The sequence below is a fragment of the Nocardia sp. NPDC056064 genome, assembly GCF_042266925.1.
Classification (GTDB): Bacteria; Actinomycetota; Actinomycetes; order Mycobacteriales; family Mycobacteriaceae; genus Nocardia.
The window spans coordinates 1941918-1964201 of the sequence record NZ_JBHJWO010000001.1 but is presented as its reverse complement, the minus strand read 5'-3'; the positions used below and the strand labels follow the sequence as shown (position 1 = coordinate 1964201).

Annotated in this window: 22 protein-coding genes; 16 read left to right on the top strand and 6 right to left on the bottom strand. The window is 70.1% G+C overall.

Annotated elements, in window-relative coordinates; all coding sequences use genetic code 11:
- Nucleotides 1-2: 2 nt before the first annotated feature.
- Complete coding sequence (locus ACFC06_RS09000; RefSeq protein WP_375929232.1) at nucleotides 3-377, bottom strand: lipopolysaccharide assembly LapA domain-containing protein; 375 nt, start codon at nucleotides 375-377, stop codon at nucleotides 3-5.
- Nucleotides 378-490: 113 nt separating this feature from the next.
- Here ACFC06_RS09000 and rlmN point away from each other — a divergent pair, with 113 nt between their 5' ends.
- The 6 genes from rlmN (at nucleotide 491) to ACFC06_RS08970 (ending at nucleotide 7852) form a co-directional block, all read left to right on the top strand.
- The gene (rlmN, locus tag ACFC06_RS08995; protein WP_375929231.1) at nucleotides 491-1600 is read left to right on the top strand and encodes a 23S rRNA (adenine(2503)-C(2))-methyltransferase RlmN; all 1110 of its coding nucleotides are present in this window, start codon (nucleotides 491-493) and stop codon (nucleotides 1598-1600) included.
- 121 nt (nucleotides 1601-1721) lie between these two features.
- The gene (locus ACFC06_RS08990; RefSeq protein ID WP_375929230.1) at nucleotides 1722-2144 is read left to right on the top strand and encodes an uL11 family ribosomal protein; all 423 of its coding nucleotides are present in this window, start codon (nucleotides 1722-1724) and stop codon (nucleotides 2142-2144) included.
- An 87-nt stretch (nucleotides 2145-2231) separates the two neighbouring features.
- A complete protein-coding gene (locus ACFC06_RS08985) occupies nucleotides 2232-3902 on the top strand; it encodes a serine/threonine-protein kinase (protein WP_375929229.1) in 1671 nt (556 codons plus the stop codon).
- A 55-nt stretch (nucleotides 3903-3957) separates the two neighbouring features.
- Nucleotides 3958-5628, top strand: coding sequence for a protein kinase (locus ACFC06_RS08980; RefSeq protein ID WP_375929228.1), 1671 nt, complete (start codon nucleotides 3958-3960; stop codon nucleotides 5626-5628).
- A gap of 75 nt (nucleotides 5629-5703) precedes the next feature.
- Complete coding sequence (locus ACFC06_RS08975; protein ID WP_375929227.1) at nucleotides 5704-6849, top strand: protein kinase; 1146 nt, start codon at nucleotides 5704-5706, stop codon at nucleotides 6847-6849.
- Between the two features lie 43 nt (nucleotides 6850-6892).
- A complete protein-coding gene (locus ACFC06_RS08970; protein WP_375929226.1) occupies nucleotides 6893-7852 on the top strand; it encodes a LysR family transcriptional regulator in 960 nt (319 codons plus the stop codon).
- 64 nt (nucleotides 7853-7916) lie between these two features.
- Here the strand turns inward: ACFC06_RS08970 and ACFC06_RS08965 are convergent, their stop codons facing one another.
- A complete protein-coding gene (locus ACFC06_RS08965) occupies nucleotides 7917-8186 on the bottom strand; it encodes a DUF2631 domain-containing protein (protein ID WP_375929225.1) in 270 nt (89 codons plus the stop codon).
- 94 nt (nucleotides 8187-8280) lie between these two features.
- On the opposite strand from ACFC06_RS08965, the gene dxr reads away from it, so the two are divergent.
- The 5 genes from dxr (at nucleotide 8281) to ACFC06_RS08940 (ending at nucleotide 14868) form a co-directional block, all read left to right on the top strand.
- Nucleotides 8281-9462 carry a 1-deoxy-D-xylulose-5-phosphate reductoisomerase gene (dxr, locus tag ACFC06_RS08960; RefSeq protein WP_375929224.1) on the top strand — a complete coding sequence of 394 codons (1182 nt, stop codon included), beginning with the start codon at nucleotides 8281-8283 and terminating at the stop codon, nucleotides 9460-9462.
- Nucleotides 9463-9603: 141 nt separating this feature from the next.
- Complete coding sequence (locus ACFC06_RS08955) at nucleotides 9604-10800, top strand: RIP metalloprotease (protein ID WP_375929223.1); 1197 nt, start codon at nucleotides 9604-9606, stop codon at nucleotides 10798-10800.
- A gap of 116 nt (nucleotides 10801-10916) precedes the next feature.
- Nucleotides 10917-12077: a flavodoxin-dependent (E)-4-hydroxy-3-methylbut-2-enyl-diphosphate synthase gene (gene ispG / locus ACFC06_RS08950; RefSeq protein WP_375929222.1), complete on the top strand. Its 1161-nt coding sequence runs from the start codon at nucleotides 10917-10919 to the stop codon at nucleotides 12075-12077.
- A 74-nt stretch (nucleotides 12078-12151) separates the two neighbouring features.
- Entirely contained in the window at nucleotides 12152-13015 is an 864-nt protein-coding gene (locus ACFC06_RS08945; protein ID WP_375929221.1) for a GNAT family N-acetyltransferase, read from the top strand.
- A gap of 62 nt (nucleotides 13016-13077) precedes the next feature.
- Nucleotides 13078-14868 carry a penicillin-binding transpeptidase domain-containing protein gene (locus ACFC06_RS08940; protein WP_375929220.1) on the top strand — a complete coding sequence of 597 codons (1791 nt, stop codon included), beginning with the start codon at nucleotides 13078-13080 and terminating at the stop codon, nucleotides 14866-14868.
- On the opposite strand, the gene ACFC06_RS08935 is transcribed toward ACFC06_RS08940, so the two are convergent.
- Both ACFC06_RS08935 and ACFC06_RS08930 read right to left on the bottom strand, forming a co-directional pair.
- Nucleotides 14862-15089, bottom strand: a complete 228-nt coding sequence (locus ACFC06_RS08935; protein WP_375929219.1) for a hypothetical protein — start codon at nucleotides 15087-15089, stop codon at nucleotides 14862-14864. The genes ACFC06_RS08940 and ACFC06_RS08935 overlap by 7 nt on opposite strands.
- 220 nt (nucleotides 15090-15309) lie before the next feature.
- Nucleotides 15310-15807: a peroxynitrite isomerase gene (locus ACFC06_RS08930; RefSeq protein WP_375929218.1), complete on the bottom strand. Its 498-nt coding sequence runs from the start codon at nucleotides 15805-15807 to the stop codon at nucleotides 15310-15312.
- Nucleotides 15808-15963: 156 nt separating this feature from the next.
- Here ACFC06_RS08930 and ACFC06_RS08925 point away from each other — a divergent pair, with 156 nt between their 5' ends.
- Nucleotides 15964-17268, top strand: a complete 1305-nt coding sequence (locus ACFC06_RS08925; RefSeq protein WP_375935333.1) for a TIGR03118 family protein — start codon at nucleotides 15964-15966, stop codon at nucleotides 17266-17268.
- 196 nt (nucleotides 17269-17464) lie between these two features.
- Nucleotides 17465-17920: a hypothetical protein gene (locus ACFC06_RS08920; protein WP_375929217.1), complete on the top strand. Its 456-nt coding sequence runs from the start codon at nucleotides 17465-17467 to the stop codon at nucleotides 17918-17920.
- 16 nt (nucleotides 17921-17936) lie between these two features.
- Here the strand turns inward: ACFC06_RS08920 and ACFC06_RS08915 are convergent, their stop codons facing one another.
- Entirely contained in the window at nucleotides 17937-18941 is a 1005-nt protein-coding gene (locus ACFC06_RS08915) for a helix-turn-helix transcriptional regulator (RefSeq protein ID WP_375929216.1), read from the bottom strand.
- A gap of 302 nt (nucleotides 18942-19243) precedes the next feature.
- On the opposite strand from ACFC06_RS08915, the gene ACFC06_RS08910 reads away from it, so the two are divergent.
- Nucleotides 19244-19603 carry a DUF4254 domain-containing protein gene (locus ACFC06_RS08910; protein WP_375929215.1) on the top strand — a complete coding sequence of 120 codons (360 nt, stop codon included), beginning with the start codon at nucleotides 19244-19246 and terminating at the stop codon, nucleotides 19601-19603.
- 7 nt (nucleotides 19604-19610) lie between these two features.
- Here the strand turns inward: ACFC06_RS08910 and ACFC06_RS08905 are convergent, their stop codons facing one another.
- Nucleotides 19611-20333: a GntR family transcriptional regulator gene (locus ACFC06_RS08905; RefSeq protein ID WP_375929214.1), complete on the bottom strand. Its 723-nt coding sequence runs from the start codon at nucleotides 20331-20333 to the stop codon at nucleotides 19611-19613.
- 96 nt (nucleotides 20334-20429) lie between these two features.
- Here ACFC06_RS08905 and ACFC06_RS08900 point away from each other — a divergent pair, with 96 nt between their 5' ends.
- Nucleotides 20430-21557: a TIGR03364 family FAD-dependent oxidoreductase gene (locus ACFC06_RS08900; protein WP_375929213.1), complete on the top strand. Its 1128-nt coding sequence runs from the start codon at nucleotides 20430-20432 to the stop codon at nucleotides 21555-21557.
- Nucleotides 21558-21565: 8 nt separating this feature from the next.
- On the top strand, nucleotides 21566-22246 hold the full coding sequence (locus tag ACFC06_RS08895) for a phosphonatase-like hydrolase (RefSeq protein WP_375935330.1): 681 nt from the start codon (nucleotides 21566-21568) through the stop codon (nucleotides 22244-22246).
- The last annotated feature ends 38 nt before the right edge of the window (nucleotides 22247-22284 follow it).

Genomic DNA, 22284 nt, shown 5'->3' with positions numbered 1-22284 from the left:
GGTCATGGCTTCTTCTTGGCGGCGTGGCGCAACTGCAGGATGCGCACACCGCCGACCAGGCCCATCACCAGCGCGCCGATGATCACCGACAGCAGCACGGTGATGCCCAGCGGCAGCGAGAAGTCCCAGAAGAACAACTGGACCGGTGCCTGGTCGAGGTTCTGGATGATGAAGATCAGCAGCAGGATGCCGAGGATGGCCGCGGTGAGCAGCCCGATCCAGGTGTAGCCGGTGCGTGACTTGATCAGGGCGTCCGGGGTGGGCCGCCGGGTGGGCGCCGGATCGGCGGGTGTCGGCTTGTGGTGCTTGCCGTCGGCGGGCTCGCCGACCGGCTCCCGAGCGGCCGGAGTGGCGCCCGATTCTGCGTTCGTGGACATGCCTCGATCATGGCCGACTGCTATGGCCGGTGCACGCATCTTCTCGATAACGTCGCCCGGCGTGGCGGGCCGCCGACCGGGGCCGCGGTCGCGTTTGGGACAATGGTGGCATTATGGCCACCTCCCTGCCCCTCGTCTTCGATGCCCCGCGTCGCGGTATGCCGCCGCGCCACCTCGCCGATCTCGACGCGGACGAGCGCAAGACCGCGGTGCAGGAACTGGGCCTGCCGAAATTCCGGGCCGACCAGCTCGCCCGCCAGTACTACGGCCGCCTGCAGGCCGACGCCGCCCAGATGACCGACCTGCCCGCCGACGTGCGCGACAAGGTCGGCGAGACACTCTTCCCGCCGCTGCTGTCGGTGGTGCGGCACCTGGCCTGCGATTCCGGTGACACCCGCAAGACCCTGTGGCGCGCCCACGACGGCACCCTGCTGGAGAGCGTGCTCATGCGCTACCCCGACCGCAACACCCTGTGCATCTCCAGCCAGGCGGGCTGCGGCATGGCCTGCCCGTTCTGCGCGACCGGCCAGGCCGGCCTCAACCGCAACCTCTCGACCGCCGAGATCGTCGACCAGGTGCGCGCCGCGGCCGCCGCACTGCGCGACGGTGAGGTCCACGGCGGCCCCGGCCGCCTGTCCAACATCGTGTTCATGGGCATGGGCGAGCCCCTGGCCAACTACAAGCGCGTGGTGAACGCGGTCCGCCGGATCACCTCGCCCGCGCCCGACGGTTTGGGTATCTCGCAGCGTTCGGTGACGGTGTCGACCGTGGGTCTTGCACCCGCGATCCGCAAGTTGGCCGACGAGGACATGTCGGTGCGCCTTGCGGTGTCGCTGCACACCCCTGATGACGAATTGCGCGACACCCTGGTGCCGGTGAACAACCGCTGGTCCATCGCCGAAGTGCTCGATGCCGCACGCTATTACGCCGACAAGTCCGGTCGTCGGGTGTCGATCGAGTATGCGTTGATCCGGGATGTCAACGATCAGCCGTGGCGGGCGGACATGCTCGGCAAGAAGCTGCACAAGGCGCTGGGCCCGCTGGTGCACGTGAACCTGATTCCGCTCAATCCGACGCCGGGTAGCGAGTGGGACGCCAGCCCGAAGCCGGTCGAGAAGGAGTTCGTGCGTCGGGTGATCGCGCAAGGGGTGTCGTGCACGGTGCGTGACACGCGTGGGCAGGAGATCGCCGCGGCTTGCGGGCAACTCGCTGCCGAAGGGTAGTGCTCCGCACCTGTGCTCAGGCGGTCGCCGGCTGAGGGCGCGTATTCGGCGCTGAACATGTTGCGGCCCAGGCGTTATCGTCGTGGGACCGGATCGAGGTGTGGGTCCGAGATCGTTGACTATGGCGCGCGGAACAGCCTCTGTCACAGTCACTCTCGAACTCGAGGCGGGTAATGCCTCGCTGATGGTCCTCGGCAAGATGCTGGGGCCCACCGGGATTCCTCCGTTCGAGGTCAAACGCCGCTACGACGCGGCGACGGCGGATCGGCGCGGGGAGATCATTCCCGCCGTCATCACCATCGATGCCCGGAAACGCTGGACCATGCGGCTCAAGACGCCGCCCACCGCGTCGCTGATCCGGGCGGCGCTGGGCCGGGCGGGGTCGCCGCAACCCGGGCACGCGCCGGTCGGGGCGCTCACCCGCGAGCAGCTGCGGCGGATCGCGCTGCGCAAGCTGCCCGATCTCAACACCACCGACATCGACGCGGCGATGCGGATCGTGGCGGGGACGGCCCGGTCGATGGGGGTGCGGGTCCAGGACTGATCGGCGCGGGTGACCGTGGAGCGTCTATTTTGGTAGCGGTCGTCGATGCGCCGGCCGCGACCGAACGGCCGGACACACGGGGGAACATTGCTTGCGACGGGGGACATCTTCGCCGGGTACGCGATCGAGCGGCAGCTGGGCCGGGGTGGGATGGGGTCGGTGTATCTGGCGCGGCATCCGCGCCTGCCTCGCCAGACCGCGCTCAAGCTGCTGAACCCGGAGCTGTTCACCGACACCGAGATCCGGGCCAGGTTCGAGCGCGAAGCCGACCTCGCCGCGCAGCTCGAGCACCCGAACATCGTCACCGTCTACGACCGGGGCGTCGACGACGGGCAACTGTGGATCAGCATGCAGTTCGTCGACGGCGTGGACGCCGCGACGCTGCCGCACCCGATGGCCGCCCCGCTCGCGCTGCACATCGTCGAGGGCACCGCGGCCGCGCTCGACCACGCCCACCGTGCCGGCGTGCTGCACCGGGACGTGAAACCCGCCAACATCCTGCTGGCCGACGCCGACGGGCAACGGCGCGTGCTGCTCACCGACTTCGGCATCGCCCGCCTGCGCGACGACGCGCACCACCTCACCCAGACCGGTTCCTTCACCGCCACCCTGGCCTTCGCGGCGCCCGAGCAGCTCACCGGCGCCACACTCGATCACCGCACCGACCAGTATTCGCTGGCCTGCACGCTGTATTCGCTGCTGGCCGGTGTCGCGCCGTTCGAGGCGGACAACCCCGCCCGCGTGATCCAGGGGCACCTCCAGTCGCCGCCGCCCTCGCTGCATGCCCGTCGTCCCGACCTGCCCGTCGCGCTGGACGCGGTGCTGGCCCGCGCACTGGCCAAACGCCCCGCCGACCGTTTCGACTCGTGCGCGGAGTTCGCGGCCGCCGCCCGGCGCGCGCTCAGCGGGACGGGCAGTCAACCGACGGTCCTGGGTGGCGCCCCGGCTCACCCCGGTGCCGGTCTGCCGAACGCGGCAACGCCTGCGGGAGCCTCGGGGCAGGCTTTCCCGGTACCTGGTGGTAGGGCGTATCCGCATGTCCCGGCATCGAATTACGCCGGATACGCACCCGGTCCGTACCCCGGGATGCCCGGCGGGCCGGTCCGGCAGGCACCGCCGGACTCCGGGGCACCGAGCCCCCGGCGACGCGTCCGCAGGCTCATCGCCCTCGCCGTGGCGGCCGTTCTCTTCCTGCCGGTCGGGATCTGGGCCTGGCAGGACGAGAACACCGTGGTGGCCGACCTCCTCGGCCACACTCCCGGTCACCAGGACATGGACGCCCTGCACGACGCCTTCCCCCAGATGGTGCCGAGCGGCTACGACAGCGGCAACGGCTATGACGGCCGCCGCTGTGAGGGCCATCGGGAGACCGACCGCTACAGCGAATACTGGACCAAGCGGTTCGATGGTTTCGCGGCGAAGTGGAGCTGCGAAGACAGGATCCACGACGGTGCCCGGTACGCCTTCTTCACCTATCCGACCGTCGAGCTGGCCGACAGCGTGGTCTCCCGGTTCTTCGCCGAGACCACCGAGAACGGCACGTCGACCACCGGCACGCGCACCGACTTCCTGCGCGGCCGCAAATCCGCGGAACTGGAGCTCTACGCGGGCTCGGCGGTGGTGTCCACCTTCGACGAGCCCGGCCGCGAGCGCTGGGTGCTGCTGTTCTACCTCGACTCCGACGGCCCGCAATACCCGCAGGCGGACCAGATCGAACCAGCTCTGCTCGCCGAGATCGCCGCCTTCCCACTGGGCTGAGGACCCCGGTCCGCCCTTGATAAGGTCCCGTCGGACAACGATATTCGGGGGCGGGATGATTTCGACGGGCACGGTGTTCGCCGGCTACACCATCGACCGGCAGCTGGGTCAGGGCGGCATGGGGTCGGTGTTCCTGGCGCGGCATCCGCGCCTGCCGCGGCAGATCGCGCTCAAGGTGCTGAACCCGGAGATGTTCGCCGACACCGAGATCCGGGCCCGCTTCGAACGGGAAGCCGACCTGGCCGCCCAGCTCGACCACCCCAATATCGTCACCGTGTACGACCGGGGCGTCGACGACGGACGCCTGTGGATCAGCATGCAGTTCGTCGACGGAGTGGACGCCGCCGCGCTCGCGCACCCGGTGCCCGCGGAGACCGCGCTACACGTCATCGAGGGCACCGCCGCCGCGCTCGACCACGCCCACCGGTCCGGCATCCTGCATCGCGACGTGAAACCGGCCAACATCCTGCTGGCGGGCACCGGTGGCACCCGGCGCGTGCTGCTCGCCGATTTCGGCATCGCCCGTCCGCGCGAGGACGCCCACCACCTCACCCGCACCGGCACCTTCACCGCCACCCTGGACTTCGCCGCACCCGAACAGCTCACCGGCGCGGACCTGGACCACCGCACCGACCAGTACTCGCTGGCCTGCACGCTGTACGCGCTGCTCACCGGGCTCGCGCCGTACGAGGCCGACAACCCGGTGCTGGTCATCCAGGGGCATCTGCAGTCTGCCCCGCCGTCGCTGCGTACTCACCGGCCCGACCTACCCGCCGCCTTGGACGCGGTACTGGCACGCGCCCTGGCGAAATCCCCTGCCGAGCGGTACGACTCGTGCGCGGAATTCGCCGCCGCCGCGCGCTCGGCCGTGGAGCAACCCGCCAGCACGTCGAACACACCTGCCCGCCACGCTCCCACACACCGCCGGCACGATCCCGCGCATCCTGCCCAGCACGTCCCGCCTGCCGCAGCGGATCATGTCTGGCAGGTCGCGCCCGGCGCCCGGCAATTCGCCTCCGCGCCCGGTTCCCCGCAGTTGGCCCCGGCACCGTCAGCTCCGCAGGGCCCGTCGGGATTTCCGTCGGAGCGGCCGTATCCCGTGCCGCGACAACCGTATCCGGCCCGGCCCGTGGCAAGGCGACGCCGCTGGCCGATCGTCCTCGGCCTGGTGCTGGCCATTGTCGTCGGCGCGGGCGTGTGGGCCTGGCGCGACGACACGGGTTTCCTCGCCCTGCAACTGGGCCGCTCGCGCGGACACCAGGATCTGAACGCCATGGCCGCGGCGTTCCCCGGCATGTTGCCGCACACCTACGAGGGCACCGACGGCCACTTCGGGACGACCTGCCGGGCCGCGCCGAGCTGGGAGGGCTTCTACGCCGCCGAGGGCGCGCTGTCGGCCTTCGACGGGTGGCAGGCCCGCTGGGAATGCCTCAGCCCCGACGACACCGGCTTCGCCTACCGCTTCTACAGCTACGGCACCGCGAGCGCGGCCGACAAGGCGGTCACCGATTTCGTCGTCGCGGCCGACGAACGGCGGACGACCACCATCGGCAGCCGCCTGGACCGGCAGGTGCTGTTCCGCTCCGGCAACGACGTCGAGACCTCCACCGTGGTCTCCCAGTTCACCGACGCCGGGCGCAGCCGCTTCGTGTTGTTCACGATTCCGAGGTTCACCGGCGACCGGACCGCCGAGCTCGCCGCCTCGGTGGCCGCGGCCCCACTGTGAGTGACCCGGACCCGGGGTGTACACCGTTTGATAGGGTCCAGCGCGTCGGACGACGAGCCAGATTCGGGGGTCAGCGTGGTTTCTGACGGAACGGTATTCGCCGGATACGCCATCGAACGGCAGCTCGGTCGCGGCGGGATGGGTTCGGTCTACCTGGCCCGGCACCCGCGCCTGCCCCGCTGGACGGCGCTGAAGCTGCTGAATCAGGAACTGTTCACCGACAAGGAGATCAGGGCCAGGTTCGAACGGGAAGCCGATCTGGTCGCCCAGCTCGACCACCCCAATATCGTGACCGTGTTCGACCGCGGCGTCGAGGACGACCAGCTGTGGATCAGCATGCAGTACATCGACGGGGTCGACGCCTCCACCCTCGATCCCACCACGCTGCCACCCGATCGCGCGTTGCAGATCATCGGCGAGACCGCCGCCGCCCTCGACTACGCCCATCGCGCCGGGGTCCTGCACCGCGACGTGAAACCGGCCAATATCCTGCTGGCCCGCTCCAACAGCCAGGAACGGGTGTATCTCACCGACTTCGGCATCGCCCGGCTGCGCGACGACTCCGGCCATCTCACCGAGACCGGCTCGTTCACCGCCACCCTGGCGTACGCGGCGCCCGAGCAGCTCACCGGCGTCCCGCTGGACCACCGCGCCGACCAGTACTCGCTGGCCTGCACCCTGTTCACCCTGCTGACCGGCTCGGCGCCGTTCGAATCGGCCAGTCCGGCCGCGGTGATCACCGGCCACCTGCAGTCCCCGCCACCGCCGGTGAGCCCGCGCCGGGCCGGGCTGCCGCCGGTGCTCGACGCGGTGATGGCCCGCGCGCTGGCCAAGCGTCCCGCCGACCGCTTCACCTCCTGCGAGGAGTTCGTCGACGCCGCCCAGCGCGCCTTGCGGTCACCGACGACCGGTGCCCGGCCGATCGCGCGGCCGCCGTCGGGCGCGCACGTCCAGGCCACGCCGTTCGTCGGGATGCAGCCGATGCGCCCGGTCGACGCGAAGGGCACGCCCGCGGGCCCGTTCCCGGTCGCGGCGCCGATCCCGCCGCAGCAGATGCCGCGCCCGATGGCGCCGCAGCCGTGGCAGCGACCCGCGATACCGATGCCGCGACCCGTGCCGCCCGCGCGCAACAACTGGGGGTCGGTGCTGGGCGTCTACCTGCTGGTGCTCGGAGTGGTGGCGGCGATCATGGTGGTCGTCGCGGTATTGCTCAACCAGTGATCGGCGCGCCTGCCGGTTCGGCGGGTGCCATATTCTGGTCAGAATGAGCGACTTCGACGTCACCGCCGCCGACTCCATCGACCTCGCCCGGTTGCGTCGTTTCGTCGCCGTGGCCGAGGAGTTGCACTTCGCGCGCGCCGCCAAAGGGCTGCGGATCTCCCGGCAGGCGCTCAGCGCCACCGTCATCGAGCTGGAACAGGAACTCGGCACCCGGGTGTTCGTGCCCGGTGCCTCGCCCACCACGCTGACCGAGGACGGTGCCGCCCTGCTCGTGCACGCGCGCGCCCTGATCGGTGCCGCCGAGCAGGCCGAACGGGAACAGAAGCCGACCGCACCGGCGAGTCTGCGAGTGGGATTCGTCCCCGGGGTGACGGTGTCGAAGTGGGCGCGGATCTGGGGGGAGCGGCTGCCCGAGCATCCGCTCGAGGTGCTCGGCGTGCCGCAGCGCGAGCAGGAGGCCGCGCTGCGGGAGGGCCGCGTCGACCTGTGCTTCGTCCGGCTGCCGATCGAGCGCACCGAGATCAACGCGATCCCGCTGTGGCAGGAGACCCCGGTCGCGGTGGTGCAGAAGGACGACGAGCTCTCCCTGTTGGACACCGTCACCCCCGCCGACCTGGCGACCGAACGTGTCCAGGACGGCAGCGATCTGGATCAGGCGGCCGACACCCTCGCCCTGGTCGCCGCGGTCGGCGGGGCGACGATCGTGCCGCAGTCCATCGCGCGCCTGCACCACCGGCGCGACCTGGTGTACCGCCCGATCAGCGACACTCCGTTCACCGAGATCGCGCTGGCCTGGCCCGCGGGCGCCGACGGTGAACTGGTCGAGGAGTTCGTCGGCATCGTGCGTGGGCGCTCGGCCAACAGCTCACGCGGCGCGGCGCCGGAGCCGCAGCGCCGGGCCAAGGCGCCCGCCAAGGCCACGAAGAAGCCCGCCGCCAAACAGAACTCGCGTCAGGGCGCCTCGCGTGGCGGCCGCAAACCGGGCGCCCGGCGCGGACGCTGACACGAAAACGCCTGCGGCCGCAACAAGTTGTTGCGGCCGCAGGCGGAATGTTCGGTGCCGAAGGTTACTTCGGGATGCGCTGGGTCAGCGAGTCGACGACCAGGATGGCCGCGATCAGGCCGGCCAGGCCGATGAGGAAGATGTCCTCGACGTGGCCCTGGTGGTTGCCGATGGTCATGCCGAGCAGGGCGACCACGACGACCCAGGCCGCGATGCGCGCGGTCTTGCGCGACTCACCGCTCCAGCCCCAGGCGGCCGAGGGCACCTCGGCGGGGTCGACGGTGGTGGCGACAGGGCGCTCGGTGCTGACTTTTTCGAGGTCCGTGGCGGCCACGATCGCTCCTTAGGCTCGGGTAACGGTAAGGCGAGTGTGCTTATCGTGGCATACGACCGCATGTCGTAGCCAGCAGCCCTGCCACAATGGGCCCGTGTCCCACCCAGCAACGCGTGCCGCGCACGACGACACCAACTCCGCCGACCGGGTGAAGGTGCTGCTCCTGGGCAGTACCGGTTCGATCGGGACGCAGGCACTGGACGTGATCGCCGCCAACCCGGACCGTTTCGAGGTCGTCGGGCTGGCCGCGCGCGGAGGCAATACGGCCCTGCTCGCCGCGCAGATGGCGGCCACCGGCACCCGCAATGCCGCCGTCGCCGAGCCGGGAGCCGCCGAGGAACTCGGGCTGGCGCTGGGCGGTCCGGGCGCGGTGACCGAACTGGTGCGCCGCACCGAGGCCGATGTCGTGCTCAACGCGCTGGTCGGTTCGCTCGGCCTCGAACCCACCCTGGCCACCCTGGAGTCGGGCACCCGGCTCGCGCTGGCCAACAAGGAATCCCTCGTCGCCGGCGGCTCCCTGGTGACCCGCGCGGCCGCCCCCGGCCAGATCGTTCCGGTCGACTCGGAGCATTCCGCGCTGGCCCAGTGCCTGCGCGGCGGCCGGGCCGAGGAGGTCGCCCGGCTGGTGCTCACCGCCTCGGGCGGCCCGTTCCGGGGCTGGACCACCGAGATGCTGGAATCGGTGAACCCCGCCGAGGCCGCACACCATCCCACCTGGTCGATGGGACCGATGAACACGCTCAACTCCGCCTCGCTGGTGAACAAGGGCCTGGAACTGATCGAGACCCATCTGCTCTTCGGCGTCCCCTACGACCGCATCGACGTCACCGTGCACCCGCAGTCGATCGTGCACTCCATGGTCACCTTCACCGACGGCTCCACCCTCGCCCAGGCCAGCCCACCCGATATGCGCCTGCCCATCGCCCTGGCCCTGGGCTGGCCCGACCGCATCCCCGGCGCCGCCACGCCCTGCGATTTCAGCACCGCGTCCACCTGGACCTTCGAACCGGTCGACGACACCGTCTTCCCGGCGGTACGCCTGGCCCGGCAAGCCGGCGAGGCGGGCGGCAGCGTCACCGCCGTCTACAACGCCGCCAACGAAGTAGCCGTGCAGGCTTTCCTGGACGGCGCGATCACCTTCCCCCAGATCGTGGGCACCGTCACACGCGCCGTGGAGGCCGCCGACCGGTGGCACGCCGAACCCGATACCCTGGACGACGTCCTCGCGGCCGACCGCTGGGCACGGGAGTACGCCGCGAAGAGCATCGCGTCCTGACCGAACCCAGCCACCACGGTTTTCGGCCGCCCCGGATCCGAGGGGCGAGACGTCACGGCGAAGCCGGAGTATCGCCCCTCGGATTCGGGGTTACGAGGCCGAAAACCCGCGGCGCCAGCCGCCAAATGACACAGGAGCCAGATGCTATTCGCGCTGGGGTTCGCACTGTTCGCCCTCGGTATCACGATCTCGATCGCGCTGCACGAGTGTGGGCACATGTGGGCCGCGCAGGCCACCGGCATGAAGGTGCGCCGGTACTTCATCGGTTTCGGGCCGAAGGTGTTCTCCTTCCGTCGTGGCGAGACCGAGTACGGGCTCAAGGCCCTGCCGCTGGGCGGTTTCTGCGATATCGCGGGCATGACCGCCCTGGACGAGCTGGAGGCCGAAGAGGTCGAGCGGGCGATGTATCGCCAGTCCACCTGGAAGCGCCTGGTGGTGATGTTCGGCGGTATCGCGATGAACTTCCTGCTCGGGTTCATCCTGCTGGTGGTGCTGGCCGTGGGCTGGGGGCTGCCGCAGCTCGAGCAGCCGCCCGCCACGTCGCTGGGCAGCATGAGCTGTGTCGCCCAGGAGACGCCCGAGAAGACCCTGGCCCCGTGCACCGGTGACGGTCCGGCTCAGCGGGCGGGCCTGCAGCGCGGTGACGTGGTGAAGTCGGTCAACGGTGTCGAGGTCACCACCTGGGCGCAGTTCCAGGCCGAGACCCAGAAGCAGACCGGGCCGTTCACCTACACGATCGAGCGGGACGGGCAGACCCTCACCGTGCCGGTGACGCCGGAGCGGGTGCTGCGTTCGCCCAAGGAGGGTCCGGCGCGTGAGGTCGGCGCGGTCGGTGTCGGTCCCGATTACGCCGAGCCCCAGCAGTACGGCCTGCTGGCCGCGATCCCGGCGACGGTGTCGTTCACCGGTGACTTCTTCGTGGAGACGGTGAAGTCGCTGGCCAAGATGCCGCAGAAGGTGACGGCCCTGTGGGAGGCGGTCACCGGTGGCGAGCGCGATCCGGAGACCCCGGTCAGCGTGTACGGCGCCAGCCGCATCGGTGGCGAGACCGCCGAGCAAGGTCTCTGGGGAGTGTTCATCCTGGTGCTGGCGAGCCTGAACTTCTTCCTGGGCGCGTTCAACCTGCTGCCGCTGCTCCCGCTGGACGGCGGCCACATCGCGGTGGTGCTCTACGAGAAGCTCCGCGACACGGTGCGCGGCTGGCGCGGCAAGGCGCCTGCCGGTCCGGTCGACTACCTCAAGCTGCTCCCCGTGACGTATGTGGCGGTGGTGATCGGTGGTGCGTTCATGCTCCTGACCTTGGCGGCCGACATCGTGAATCCCATCCGCTTGCAGTAGCCGCGGCGAACCTCTGTCGTGGCCCTCACAGGGCACCGTCGGTTCCTGCGCGACTAAGCTCGGGGACAGACGAGCCAGGTCGACACCGCGAACACGCACGAAAGAAGGCAGCGACCGTGACCAGCACCATCGGATTGGGGATGCCCGCCGCTCCCGCTGCTGTGCTCGCTCCCCGGCGCAAGACCCGCCAGCTGAAGGTGGGCTCGGTCGGCGTGGGCAGCGACTCGCCGATCTCGGTGCAGTCGATGACCACCACCAAGACCCACGACATCAACGCGACCCTGCAGCAGATCGCCGCGCTCACCGCGTCGGGCTGCGACATCGTGCGGGTGGCGTGTCCGCGCCAGGAGGACGCCGACGCGCTGGCGACCATCGCCAAGAAGTCGCAGATCCCGGTGATCGCCGACATCCACTTCCAGCCGCGCTACATCTTCGCCGCGATCGACGCGGGCTGCGCCGCGGTGCGGGTGAACCCGGGCAACATCAAGGAGTTCGACGGCCGCGTCGGCGAGGTCGCCAAGGCCGCGGGCGCCGCGGGCATCCCGATCCGTATCGGTGTCAACGCCGGATCGCTGGACAAGCGGATGCTGGAGAAGTACGGCAAGGCCACCCCGGAGGCCCTGGTCGAGTCGGCGCTGTGGGAGGCGAGCCTGTTCGAGGAGCACGGCTTCGGCGACATCAAGATCTCGGTCAAGCACAACGACCCGGTGATCATGGTGGAGGCCTACCGGCAGCTGGCCGCGCAGAGCGACTACCCGCTGCACCTTGGCGTCACCGAGGCGGGCCCGGCCTTCCAGGGCACGATCAAGTCGGCGGTCGCCTTCGGCGCGCTGCTGGGGGAGGGCATCGGCGACACCATCCGGGTCTCGCTCTCGGCGCCGCCCGCCGAGGAGGTCAAGGTCGGCGGGCAGATCCTGCAGTCGCTGAACCTGCGCCCGCGCAAGCTCGAGATCGTGTCGTGCCCGTCGTGCGGTCGCGCGCAGGTCGACGTGTACACCCTGGCCGACGCCGTCTCCGCCGGTCTGGACGGGCTGGAGGTGCCGCTGCGGGTGGCTGTGATGGGGTGCGTGGTGAACGGCCCCGGCGAGGCGCGCGAGGCGGATCTGGGTGTGGCCTCCGGCAACGGCAAGGGGCAGATCTTCGTCAAGGGCGAGGTCGTCAAGACCGTGCCCGAGGCGCAGATCGTGGAGACCCTGATCGAAGAGGCCATGCGGATCGCCGAGGAGATGGGCGAGCAGCCCGGCGGCGCGGCGGCCCCCGTGGTGACCGTCGGCTGATCCGCCACTCACGGTCGGGCCTCGGATTCCGCGGACCCGTACCACTGCGGCCGCTTTCGTGGCAGGCTGGTCCCGTGCGGAGTCTGCTGGAGCCGACGCGACGGTCCAAAACCGCCCCCGCGCGCCCGGTATCCGTCCGGGACCTGGGCGAAGTACTCCGTGTGCTCGATGCCGACCCGGTGGCGTCGTGCATGATCGCCGCTCGCGTCCAGGAGTTCGGTCTCGACGCGCGCTCCGGCTCCGGTGAACTGTGGAGCCGTGGCGGCCCCGCCGACTCGCTGTGCTTCTCCGGGGCGAACCTGGTTCCGCTGCGCGGTGACCAGCAGGCCATCCGCGCCTTCGCCGATCGGGCGGTGCGCTGGCCGCGCGTGTGCTCCTCGGTGGTCGGCAGGCAGGAACTGGCGCTGCCGCTGTGGGAGATGCTGCTGCCCGCCTGGGGGCCTGCCAGGGAACTGCGGGCCGAGCAGCCGCTGCTCGCGCTGGCCCAGCCCGCGGCGGCCAGGGCCGACGGACGGGTGCGCCGGGTGCGGCCCGACGAGATCGACCGCTATCTGGTCGCGGCCATCGCCATGTTCATCGAAGAGGTCGGTGTCGATCCGCGCGCGGGCGACGGCGGCCGGGGCTATCGCAGGCGGATCCAGAGCCTGATCGAATCGGGCCGGGCCTGGGCACGTTTCGAGGACGGCGTGGTGGTCTACAAGGCCGAGATCGGCTCGCTCTCGCGACGCACCGGCCAGATCCAGGGGGTGTGGGTGCATCCGGAGTTCCGCGGCGCCGGAGCGGGTACGGCCGGGACCGCGACGGTCGCCAATGCCGTTGTCGCGACCGGACGTACGGCGAGCCTGTACGTCAACGACTACAACGAGATCGCCCGACGTGCCTACAGCCGTGTGGGTTTCCGGCAGATCGCCACCTTCGCCACCGTGCTGGTCGACTGAACGGCCGTGTACCGCGGTGTCTTCCGGGGTTTGCGCGGTGTTCGCCGCTACCATCGGTGCCGATGAGGACACGGATGCTCACCATGTACGCGGTGGCCGCCCTCGCGGTGGCCGCGACCGCCTGTGTCTCGGGTCAGCAGGGTCCGGTGCCCGCCGCCGACGCCTTCGCCGACGCCTTCGCCGAGCACGATCTCGCCGCGGCCGCCGCGCTCACCACCGCCCCCGAGAAGGCCACGGCGGCACTGACTTCGGCGTGGGACGCGCTGCAGGCCGAGCAACTGCGGATCCGCACCGGCGACGCGCGCGTCAGCGGTGACACCGCCACCGTCGACTACACCTACGAGTGGACCCTGCCCAAGGGCAGGCAGTGGACCTACACCGGCGAACTGCAGATGGGCCGCAGCGGCGGCCGCTGGCTGGTGCGCTGGACCGCCACCGACATCCACCCGCGCCTGGGCGACACCCAGACCCTCGAGCTGCGGACCGCCCCCGCCCCCCGCGCCCGGGTCAACGAATCGGCGGGCAGTGACGTGCTGGTGCCCGGCAAGGTGTCGCGGGTGCGGTTCAGCGTCGCCGACGCCCCCGACCCGACGCAGGTGGCCGGGGCCCTGGCCGGCGCGCTGAGCCGCATCGATCCGGTCGCCTACACCCCGCAGAACATCCTGAGCTCCGCCCGCGCGGCCGAGGGCCCCTACACCGTCATCCTGCTCACCGAGTACGAGGCCGAGACGCTCGGCGGGCAGCTGATCGGGCTGCCCGGTGTCACGGTGACCCAGGAGTGGGACATGGTGCCCACCGACCGCAAGTTCGCGCCCGACCTGCTCACCCAGGTGCGCAAGACGGTGATCGCGGAGGTCGACGGCAAGGCGGGCTGGAGTGTCATCACCCGCAATGCCAACGGCGCCGACCTCGGTGTGCTGCACGAGGTCGCGGCTCAGCCCGCGCCCTCGTTCGCGCTCAGCGTCGACCGGTTCGTGCAGAACTCCGCCCAGCACGCCGTCGACCTGCGGACCGAGCAGACCATGATGGTGGTGCTGCGACCGTCGACGGGCGCGATCCTCGCGGTCGCCCAGAACAAGGCCGCCGATCGCGACGGGCCGGTCGCCACCAGCGGGCAGTACCCGCCGGGCTCGATCTTCAAGACGGTGACCGCCTCGGCCGCCATGGCCAAGGGCATCGCCACCCCCGACACCGTGCTGCCGTGCCCGAGCACCACCATCATCGGCGAGCGCACCATCCCCAACTACAACCTGTTCACCGTCGGGGACGTGCCGATGGCCACCGCCTACGAACGCTCCTGCAACACCACCTTCGCCCGGCTGGCCAGCCGCCTGGACGGCGACGACCTCACCGAGGCGGCGGCCCGGCTCGGTATCGGCCAGGACTACCGGGTGGAGGGTCTGCCGACCATGTCGGGCTCGGTCCCGCGCGCCGACGAGCTGGTGCAGCGCGCCGAGGACGGTATCGGCCAGGGCCGGGTCGTGGTGAGCCCGTTCGGGATGGCGGTGATGGCCGCGACGGTGGCGCACGGCTCGGCGCCGGTGCCCTATCTCATCGCGGGCAGGCCGACCGAGGTCACCGGCGAGCGGCCCGCCATCGCACCCGAGGTGGTGGAGGGGTTGCGCACGATGATGCGCAAGGTGGTCACCGGCGGCACCGCCGAACGGATCAGGGATCAGGGCGAGGTGTACGGCAAGACGGGTGAGGCCGAGGTCGAGGGCGGGTCGCACTCGTGGTTCGTCGGGTATCGCGGCGACATCGCCTTCGCGACACTGCTGGTCAAGGGCGGGAGCTCCGACAACGCGGTCGCGGTCACCCGCGACATGTTCGCCGCGCTGCCGCCGGGTTACTGACCCGGCAGCGCGACGGTGACACCGTCGTCGGTCGCCAGCAGGCCCCGCACCACCGCGAGCGAAGTGCTCTCGTTGTGGGCTGTCGCCGCGTTGTGCAGCACCTGATACCCCGCGACCGGCTGGGGCGCGGCCTCGATGCCGGTGTTGTCGAGCAGGTCGATGGCAGCGGCGCCGCCGAGAATCATGCCTGCGGTGGTCAGAATCAGGGTGGAACGCCTCATGCTCGTCTCCCTCGTTCAGGGTTTCGACGGTGTTCTTGCGGGGGCAGCCATTCGAACCTAGAACGGGGACAACAGCGGCAACAGATGGCTTCGGTAAGCGACACACAATTGTTGCGTTATGTGCGGGCGTGTTCGAACGCAACCGGTACCGGACCGTGATGAAAAGATGAATTATCGGAATCTCGCGTATGAATCCGCAGTTCAGCGGGTATCCATCTGTTCAGACGCGTTGCAGAGTCGCGCTCAGATGATGCTGCAGGGATTCACCGACCGCGGCCATCCGCAGGGTGTAGTCGATGGTGTCACCGGTCACGTGGAAAGAACGGCCGAGCGCGGTCACCGATTTCGCCGATCCGCTCAACCCGATATTCGTCGAGTTCAATTCGAGGCGAATTCCGTCGACCGTTTCGGTGATGGTTCCCTCGCAGATCTCGGTGATTCCGGTGGGATGGGCGAGGATCAGTTCGGCCCGGCCGGGCGCTGGGCAGCGCAGGTAGCCGGTCTCGGCGTGCAGCGGCCTACCGTCGTCGGCGGCCCTCGTCCGCTGCCGGTAGGTGAGGAAGGGTTTGCCGATGTGTCCGAAGGCCACTTCCTCCAGATAGTCGAACGACTCGATCGTCGGATACTCGCCGTGGCCGCGCCCGCGCCAGGTGCCCAGCAGTGGAGCCAGTGCGGTGACGGCGGGATGCGGGGCGACGGAAGCGGAGGGTTCGACCACGGCCGACAGCCTAGACCCGCACGCGCACAGACGGTCACGGCCACGCCGCGACGCCGGTCAGGCTAAGGTCAGCCACGCCTGAACGCCGTCCGGCGGAGGTCGAAAGGATAGAACGTGAACGGACATGTGAGGGGCGCCCGCGGGGTGCGGTCCGGACTGGTACGTGGTGCTGTGTTCGGCGCGGTGCTCCTGGTGGCGACGGCCTGTTCGAGCTCCGAGGCCACCACCGGCGAGGTGACCGCGCTCGAGGGCAACCGCTACGGCCAGACCAATCTGGCCGCCGACAAGGACTCCTATCACGCGCAGTTCACCATTCCCGAGATGGTCGACGCCTGGGGCCTGGCCAACCGGCCCAAGGGCGCGGGCGGGCACTTCTGGGTCGGTGCGGGCGGCAAGTCCTACCAGTTCCTCGGTGACGTGCACAGCTCCTCGGATCCCAAGCTGCAGAAGCTGAGCCAGGACCAGCTCACCTCGGTCGCCGTCCCCGGCGCCGACGCCGACACCACCGACAAGAGCGTCGGCAAGACCACCGGCGTGGTGTTCAACCCCGCCCCGATCACCTCGGATCTGTTCGTGGTGCGCGATCAGTGGGTCGACCTCGACGGCCTGCCGGTCCCGTTGACCGGCTCGGCGCGATTCATCTTCGCCACCGACTCGGGCAAGATCTCGGCCTGGACCGAGCAGGCGCCCGACGGCGCGATCATCCGCCGCAACGGTGGCGCGAACCAGGTCTTCGACGGCTCGGCGCAGGGCATGGCCTTCTTCGGCCTGGCGCTCTCGCCCGCCGGAGACAAGCTGCTGGCCGCCGACTTCGGCGCGGAACCGCAGATCCGCACCTTCGACAAGTTCTGGCAGCCGGTCGCCACCACCGGATTCGCCAACCCCTTCGCCACCGGCGAGCTGATCGACGCCTCCACCCCGGAGAAGGGCAAGAAGGCCGTGCCCGGCGATCCGGCGCCGTTCAACGTCACCACCCTGGGCAGCCGGGTGTTCGTCTCCTACGCGGTGACCAAGCCCGACGCGAAGGACGCGACCGCCTTCGACAAGGGCGAAGAGGACGCGCTCGACGCCGCGGCCGACAAGGCCGCCGACGGCAGGCCGGACAAGGGCAAGGTCGCCGAGTTCGACGCCGCGGGCAAGCTGGTGCGCATCATCGACGACGGCGGCAGGCTCAATGCCCCCTGGGGTGTCGCGATCGCGCCGTCGAACTTCGGTGCGCTGTCGGGCAAGTTGCTGATCGGCAACTTCGGCGGCCTCGGCCGGGTGCTCGCCTATGACGACACCACCGGAACCTTCGTCGACTACCTGCGTGACGGCCAGGCGAAGCCGGTCGAGATCGCCGGGCTGTGGGCGCTGCTGTTCGGCAACGGGGAGAGCCTGGGCGACGCGAACGCCCTGTACTTCACCGCGGGGCCCGAGGACGAGAAGCAGGGCCTGTTCGGCAGTCTGCGCGTGCAGTAGCCCCGGTGCGCGCCCGGCGGCGGAGGCGGACAATCCGAATGTCCGGTATGCCAATTCTTCCGCCGGGCGCCGTCATCGGGGACAGTGGTGGCGGGATGATTGCCGGATGCGCGCGACCGCGTGCTGTCCGCCGCGTTCTGCCGCACGCGATGGCACCCTTACCCGGGGTGTCGTGCCCGAGCCGGAGGTAGGCCAGATGAAGGTTTCCCAGCCCGTGCGGCAGCGCACGGCAGGCCCGACGCTGTTGCCCTGTCGTTCGGCCTTGCTCGCGTCGTTGCGCGGGTTGCCCTACGACGACCACCCGGTCCTGGACGCGGCCGGTGAGCTGGCCGTGCTGCACCAGGTGCGCGAGCGGACTCCCGCCGCCGAGCTGGCCACCATCGATCGCCGGCGTGCGCAGCTGATGCGCGCGATCGACCGCTGGGTGATCCTGGCCGCGCCGGTACCGCTGGCCACCGCCGACGAACACTGCGAGACCCTGGGCGGCCTGGTCGACCGGCTGGCCAGGGCGAGCAGCCTGGCCTTCGTCGAACTGGCCGGTGCCCCCGACTCGGTGTTCTACGACGAATGGGTCCGGCTCGAGGACCTCGCCGACAGCTATCAGCGCCTGGTCGACGACCTCTGGGCCGGCGTGCGCAGCCTGCCCTACTGATCCCCGCAGGAACGGCTCAGCGGTCGGAAATCGACTTCGCGAGGTCGTCGCGCGCCCGCGCGATGAGCGCCGCCGAGTCCCGAGGGCTCAACGCCATGGCCCGCAGCTGATCGAAGATCACGCCGAAGCGGCGGATCTCGGAATGTCCCTCGACCAGGTCGTGCACCGACATGCTCTCCACGTACACCAGTTCGGGGTCGACCGGATTGCGGAAGTCGAGCAGCGTGAACGAACCGGCCATCCCGGGATGCGCGCCCGCGTCGAAGGGCAGTACCTGCAGGATCACGTTCTTGCGCTTGGTCTCGTCGAGCAGCCGGTCGAGCTGGCCGACCATTGTCGCGGGGCCGCCGACGACCCTGCGGATGGCCGCCTCGTCCATCACGACCCACAGCTCGAGCGGGTCCTCCTTCGTCAGGTTGACCGCGCGATCCATCCGCGCCTGCGCCCTGCTCTCCATCACCGCCGCGTCAAGGCGCGGCATGGAGGTGTCGATGACGGCCGCGGCGTAGTCGAAGGTCTGCAGCAGGCCGGGCACCGTCGATGTCTGGTACTGCCTGGCCGACAGCGCCTCCGCCTCGAAATTGATGTAAGTGGCATAGACATCGGACAGCGCGCCCTCGTAGGCGTGTGACATCCCCGGTTTGAGTGCGTCGGAGAGCAGATTCAGTGCCTCGTCGCGGATCTTGTCGGTGACCTGGTACAGGTCGAGCATGGCGCTGAGCGTGCGGCGCTGCGGCCTGGCCTGCGCCATTTCGATGCGGTACAGCGTGGTCACGTTGATGCCGGTGCGTGCGCTGACGTCTTCTTTGCTGAGGCCTGCGCTTTCGCGTAACTCGCGCAGCATGGCGGCGAGCCTGCGTAGCCTGACGGTCAGTGTCGTGCGCTTGCCTGCCATTGGTTCCCCTTCGCCGGTGGCGCGCTTGGTGAATCGCATTATTGCGCCGGGGCGCCCCGATGTCACGCGATCGGCGAAGACAGCGGGCATACCGGGATCGATGGTGGTCAGCGCGTCGCGCGACACGCCGGAACCCGCTGTGGCACTGCGGATGTGACCGCCGGTTCTGTCAGGGAGGCTTTACCGCAGGAGTGACAACGCAATCTTGCGTTTCCGCTTGTGAGCGAGCATGATCCAGTTAGCCTGGTTGCGAGCAATCCGAACAGAAGACCGGGATAACCGAATCGAGAGCCAATCATGTTGGTACACAAATCTTGGGTGTCGGGTGAATTCGGGGCGTTGCGATGAGCACGCCGGTGATGGGGGTACTTCCGACCGCGCCGCAATTGTTGTGCGCATTCCAGGGTCGGCGTTTTCAGGATCGGGAATTGTTGCGTTCGGCGCACGCGCTGGCCGAACTGCACGAGCGGCGGGCACAGGTGCGTGACGCCGCGCTGATCGCGGAAATCGATTGCAGGCGAGGTGAACTCGTCGACGATATCAACGACTGGATCGTCTCGGAGATGCCGCTGCACCGCAACGGTGCCTCGCTGCACACCGAGAGCCTCGGTGCCGTCGTGGACCGGATGGCGCGCAGCTGGGTGGATGCCAACCAGGCCATCGACCTCGACGGGGCGCGCAGCGACAGCACGCACAAGCACTGGTACCACCTGGCCGAACTCGTCGACGGGTACACCGACCTGGTCACCGATGTCACCGGCGGCAGGCGGCGCTTGCCCGAGCAGTGACGCAGGATCAGCCGGGCTCGGGCGTGAGCCGCGCTTCGAAGGCGACCCTGTCGCCGCGATAGAGCGAGCGCACTCGTTCGACGGGTGCGCCGTCGGCGTCGACACTGCGCCGGTGCAGCAGCAACATCGGCAGGGCTGTGGTGCAGTCGAGCAGCCCCGCCTCCCTGGGTGCGGCCAGGACGGTCTCGATGCGTTCGCGCGCACCGGCGAGTTCGATGCCGGTCGCGCGGATCGCTGCGTAGAGCGAGGTCGTCGGGTCGTAACTGTCCCGCAGTCCGGCGAAGCGGTGCAGTGGCAGGTAGGTGCTCTCCAGGCCGATGCGTTCGCCGTCGGCGAGCAGGACCCGTTCCAGGTGCATCACCTCGGTGCCGGGTGCCAGCTCGAGGTCGGCCGCGGTCGCCGCGTCGGCGGGGATGTTCTCCCACGCGACCAGGATGCGGCCGGGGGTGCGGCCGAGGCTGATCGCGCCCTCGGTGTAGGAGCGCAGCGACAGCGGCTGCGCGAGCTTGGGCCGCGACACCACGGTGCCCCGGCCCTGGCGCCGGATCCTGCCCTCCACCAGCAGTTCTCGCAGAGCCTGACGCACGGTTTCGCGCGCGACACCGAAGCGGGTGGCCAGCTCGCGTTCGGCGGGTACCGGGTCGCCCTCGGCGAGATCGGCCAGGATGGCGTCGATCTCGGTGCGGACCAGGAACACCTTGGGGACGCGCGTGGTGTGCGGGGCTGCCATGCCGCCAGCCTACCCGGATTGGTCTATACCAAAAGTTAACCCAGCGTTCCCGCGGCCCACACCTATCGGTCTAGACCATTTGCCACCATCGTCGGCATGCGATTGGTCATCATCGGTGGCGGGATTCTCGGCACCGCGCACGCCTGGGCGGCGATCACCCGCGGCCACACGGTCGTTCAGCTCGAACGCGAGCGGGAAGCGCGCGGGGCGACGGTCCGCAACTTCGGTCTGGTCTGGGTCTCCGGGCGTTCGGCGGACGAACTGGCGCTGACGCTGCGCTCGCGGGAACTGTGGGCCGAGATCGGTGGCCGCGTCGCCGGTGTCGGCTTCCGCCCCGCGGGCTCGATCACCCTCGTCCGGACGCAGGCCGAACTCGCGGTCGCCGAAGCCGCCGCCACGGGACCGACCGCGGCGGCGCGGGGTTTCACGCTGCTCGACCCGGCCCGGGTGCGCGCGCTCAATCCGGCACTGCGCGGTGACTTCCTCGCCGGGCTGCACTGTTCGGCCGACGCCATCGTCGAGTCACGCCAGGCACTGCCCGCCCTGCGTGCCCACATGGCCGCGACCGGCCGCTACACCTTCCACGAGGGCACCGAGGCACGCTCGGTACTCGACACCGCCGCCGGCGCCACGGTTCTCGACGATCACGGCCGCCGTCACGAGGGCGACCTGGTGGTGCACTGCCCCGGCGCCGCCCATTCCGGCCTCACCCGCGAACTCGCCGGTGAGCTCCCGGTGCGGCGCGTCCGCCTGCAGATGATGCAGACCGCTCCGCTCGGCGAACCCCTCACCACCGCGATCGCCGACGGCGACAGCTTCCGCTACTACCCGGGATTCGCCGGGCCGCAGGTGGATTCGCTGACCGCCGAGCAGTCGCAGACCGCCACCGCCGCCGAACACAAGATGCAGCTGCTGTGCGTACAGCGCCTGCACGGCGGCCTGACCATCGGCGACACCCACGAATACACCGAGCCGTTCGCCTTCGACGTCGACGAGGCGCCCTACGAGCACCTCACCGAGGTCACCGAGGCGCTGCTGGGTCGTGCGCTGCCGCCGATCGTGCGGCGCTGGGCCGGTGTCTACAGCCAGAGCGCCGAGCCCGGCGCCCTGGTCACCCGGGTACGTGCCGGTGCCAACGTCTGGGTCGTCACCGGCCCGGGCGGCCGCGGCATGACCCTGGGCCCCGCCCTCGGCGAACAGACCGCCGAGAAGATCGGATTGTGAGGAACACCATGCCGGACAACCGGATTCAGCTGGCCGTACTCGACATGGCGGGCACCACCGTCGCCGACGACGGACTCGTGCTGCGCGCCTTCGAACAGGCCGCGACCGCCGCCGGGATCGAGACCGAAGGGCCCCGCCGGGAGCAGGCCCGCCGCTATGTACTCGACACCATGGGCCAGTCCAAGATCGCGGTGTTCCGCGCGCTGCTCGGCGACGAGGACGCCGCCCTGGCCGCCGACCGCGCCTTCGAAACCGCCTACGACGCGCTGATCACCGACACCGGCATCGCGCCGATCCCCGGTGCGGCCGAGGCGATCACGGCGCTGCGGGACGCGGGCGTGCGCGTCGCCCTGACCACCGGATTCAGCCGCGGTACCCAGGACGCGCTGCTGTCCGCCCTCGGCTGGACCGGCCTCGCCGACCTCACCCTCGCGCCCTCGGACGCGGGCCGCGGCCGCCCCCACCCGGATCTGGTCCTCACCGCCGCGCTGCGCCTCGGCGTCGACGCGGTCGCGCGGATCGCCGTGCTGGGTGACACCACCAGCGATATCGCCACCGGTCTCGCCGCGGGCGCCGGGATCGTGGCGGGCACGCTGACCGGCGCGCACACCGAAGCGCAGCTGCGCGCGGCCGGTGCCACCCACGTCATCGGCTCCGTCGCCGAGTTCCCCGCGCTGATCTCCGCCTGAACTGTCCTCCTGCGATCTCCCCTCGAATCGAAAGTTGT